This is a genomic window from Algibacter ulvanivorans (genome assembly GCF_048381495.1).
In the GTDB taxonomy this organism is placed as follows: domain Bacteria; phylum Bacteroidota; class Bacteroidia; order Flavobacteriales; family Flavobacteriaceae; genus Algibacter_B; species Algibacter_B ulvanivorans.
In genome coordinates, this window is record NZ_JBLWGD010000013.1 from 1 (window position 1) to 3,062 (window position 3,062).

General features: G+C 31.1%; 1 protein-coding gene. It reads right to left on the bottom strand.

Translation table 11 applies throughout. The features are described 5' to 3' along the window. Window positions 1–1,880: 1,880 nt before the first annotated feature. On the bottom strand, window positions 1,881–2,894 hold the full coding sequence (locus tag ACNG5D_RS15760) for an RNA ligase family protein (protein ID WP_418184491.1): 1,014 nt from the start codon (window positions 2,892–2,894) through the stop codon (window positions 1,881–1,883). Between the last annotated feature and the right edge of the window lie 168 nt (window positions 2,895–3,062).

Genomic DNA, 3,062 nt, shown 5'->3' on the forward strand with positions numbered 1-3,062 from the left:
GTTTTTCGTCATTGCAATTGTTATCATAATTCCGATAATCAGAAATCCGCTTTTTTTAGTCCAATTTATATTTTGTAAACTGATGTTCAAATTGATTCTCGATGTTTTTTTCAAATGTTGGGTAACGTATTTGGATATGCTTTGTTGCGTATGCAAGCACTAAAATAGCAAATAAAAACTGACAGAGAAAATTCGGCAGAATTTTCGTAAGTAGAAACTGAACTAAGCAATAAAGTATATGCGTTGTTGCCAACTGTACTTTTAAATCAGTTCAGACGTTCATTGACATACTGAATACTTTATTTTTTTAAAGCGTTGGCAGATTGCTGACAGTAGGAAGCAAAACTATTACGAATAATTCAATAAAATCGATGAAAGACTTGATTTATGTTAAAATATTTCAAATTCCTACGTTTTTTTTGTAAATTAAGAACGTTAAATAGTAAATTTACAACATAAAAAAACGCCAGTACTGCGAATACTGACGTTTAATTTGGGTGTATTATCTAAGCGTTACACGTCTAGTAATACGAATTGTCCGAGTGATTCTAACCGTCCTAGACGGAACTCGAATCGTTCTTCTAACTGTTTTCATAATCGTACGGATTATTAAATTAAACATTGACGGAGACGGACTTTCCGAATCCCAAATGGTGTTAATTTGGTGTTGACCTATAATGAGGTTTTACCTTTTTACCATTCCTTTTGTGTGGGGCTACGTATACTTTTTTCTTGCCCTCGCCAGTTTTGGCCATAACATTGGAATTTAAATTAATACTAATCTTAACATCAAGCTGTAAGAACTCAGCTAAAACCCTTGTTACAGCAGGGGTTTTTATTTTCAATTCATTCGTTTTCTAATAGTTTAAAGGGCGCTATTTCTAGCACCCTTGATTTTTTAAGCGTTTAATCCAATACCTTGATAATGTTTCATACCTAGTCGCATCAATGTTTCAGCCATGTTATTGAAATTCCTATTATTGTCCTCTGCGAGAGTTTCAATCTGGTCAATAACATTTTCCTTAATCCTAAGCGTTCTAGACTCAGTTTTAATTTTCTGTGTAACATCTTTTTTTGAATTCATAGACAGCAAAATAATTTAATTAGTTAAAAAATAGGCTTGTATAAATATAAGTTATAATTCAATTGCATTGATGTACAATTATGTAACGTTTTCAACAAGTTTTTAACATTCAGAGTGTTAACCGCAAACAAGCTAAAAAAGAAGGGGGAAAAATAAAGATATTTCAGTAGTCAGTATAGTAAATACTTGGTTCAGTTGTATGGTTGGCAACGTATTTGTATAAGCTTAGTTGCGCTGGAAATCCGCGAGGATTTTCAGATTAAGGAACTAAGATAGTAAAAATGCGAGGATTTTCCGCAGGAAAATCAGAAGCAATTAAACTTATACGGTGTTACAAAATGTAGCGACACGTCAGATTGGTTTTGCTTAGCATTTTGTCCGCGCAAAATTTCAAAATTCAGGTTGAGTTTTTTAGAATGTTCTAACTTAAAATTCTCAAAAAAAAAATCGCGAACAGTTAACCACGCTTTTTTTCAGCCGTTGTAAAATTCCGCAACCTTGCTCAATTCCGCTCGAGTGAGATTCCGCGTAACGATTGTCAGATTCAGAGTTTTAAATTCAGAGTTTGAGTGTTCAATTCCGCGCGCTGCTTTGGTCAAATTCAGATTTAGTTTTCCATCGGGTTTCTCCGCGTCTGAGTGAGTTCGGAGCTATTTTTTGTAACGTTGTTGTGTATGATTAGTGGCGTGTTTAAGCACCTAATTTAGTAAATAAAAACCGAATAGAAAATCCGCGAGGATTTTCGTAAGTAGGCGAAAACCAGCCATTAATTATACACGTTGTTGCCCACAGTTTTTTATTCCGTTAAATGTTCATTTACAAGTTGACTTGCGTGTTTATTCATAAATTTATTAATTGCTTTACTTTCGTGTTTTTCTAAAGCATCATATTCCGATTTATATTCTTTAAAAAAGTCTGATAAAATATCTTTGTTAAACATTCCTAAAACTTTTCCGAAATCTTTTTTTGGGTTTACTTCTCCGATTTTACTTATTACGTTTGAAAGTCTGTTTACTGAAATATATTTATAAACTTCTTCGCAAAGAGTTTCAGCCTTTTCGCTTAATTCTTCTTCCTCGTGTAAAAGGTTTTTTAAAATATTCTTATCTATGAAATTGTTATTTTCTGACCAATCTTCGTTTTTGTTCTTTATTAAAACTCTTGAGCCATTATTAAAAAATAAAGGTTTTAGAGGTCTTATTACAACTCCTTCACATATATTTCCATCAAGTTCAGGAAGTCCATATTCATTTGGTATTCTTGTTTTAAACTTATTCGGATATTCCAAACAGTCTTTTAATTCTCCAACAAAAAGTGATTTAGCATATATAAAATCTAATTCATCAAGAAATCTGTTTGTATCATAAATGTCAAAATATTCCTTATTGTCGATTAAAATGTCAAAAGCAAAAAAGTCATTATCTGGATTATAGTAAATTTCACGTTGTACTAATTTAGCAGTTTCATTTTTCTGAACTTTTTTATGTGGATATCCTCCTCCAAAAATTTCTCCAAAAACTGTTAGAGTTGTTATATTCCTTTCTTTTGATATATTTTCAAAGAGCAATTTTATTTTTGGTTCGTATTTTTCTTGAATTATTTTTGAATTATAAAAATTTTCATTTTTTTCTATTATACCTGTTCTTTTAGCAGTTATTATTTCCTTACCATTTGTAATAAAACTAAAATTCGCTCCATGAACTTTTTCTTGAACAACGAATTTTTCTTCTCCAAATCCATTGTCATAAATTGACTTTAAAAATTTTGATTGATATGAATTTTCAATAGAGTTAAATTTTTTAAATTCCATCTTTTGTTCTTGTTTTCGAGGTTTTTTCTCAAATTGTGGGCAACGTGTTTGTGTATGATTTGTGGCGTTTTAAATCAATAAATTTAGTAAATAAAAACCGAATAGAAAATCCGCAAGGATTTTCGTAGGTAGGCGAGGACTAGCCATTAATTATACACGTTGTTGTAA

What these genes read in the sequence shown, in the direction of transcription:
- ACNG5D_RS15760 (WP_418184491.1), bottom strand. Translation starts at nt 2,894, where the DNA reads ATGGAATTTAAAAAATTTAACTCTATTGAAAATTCATATCAATCAAAA.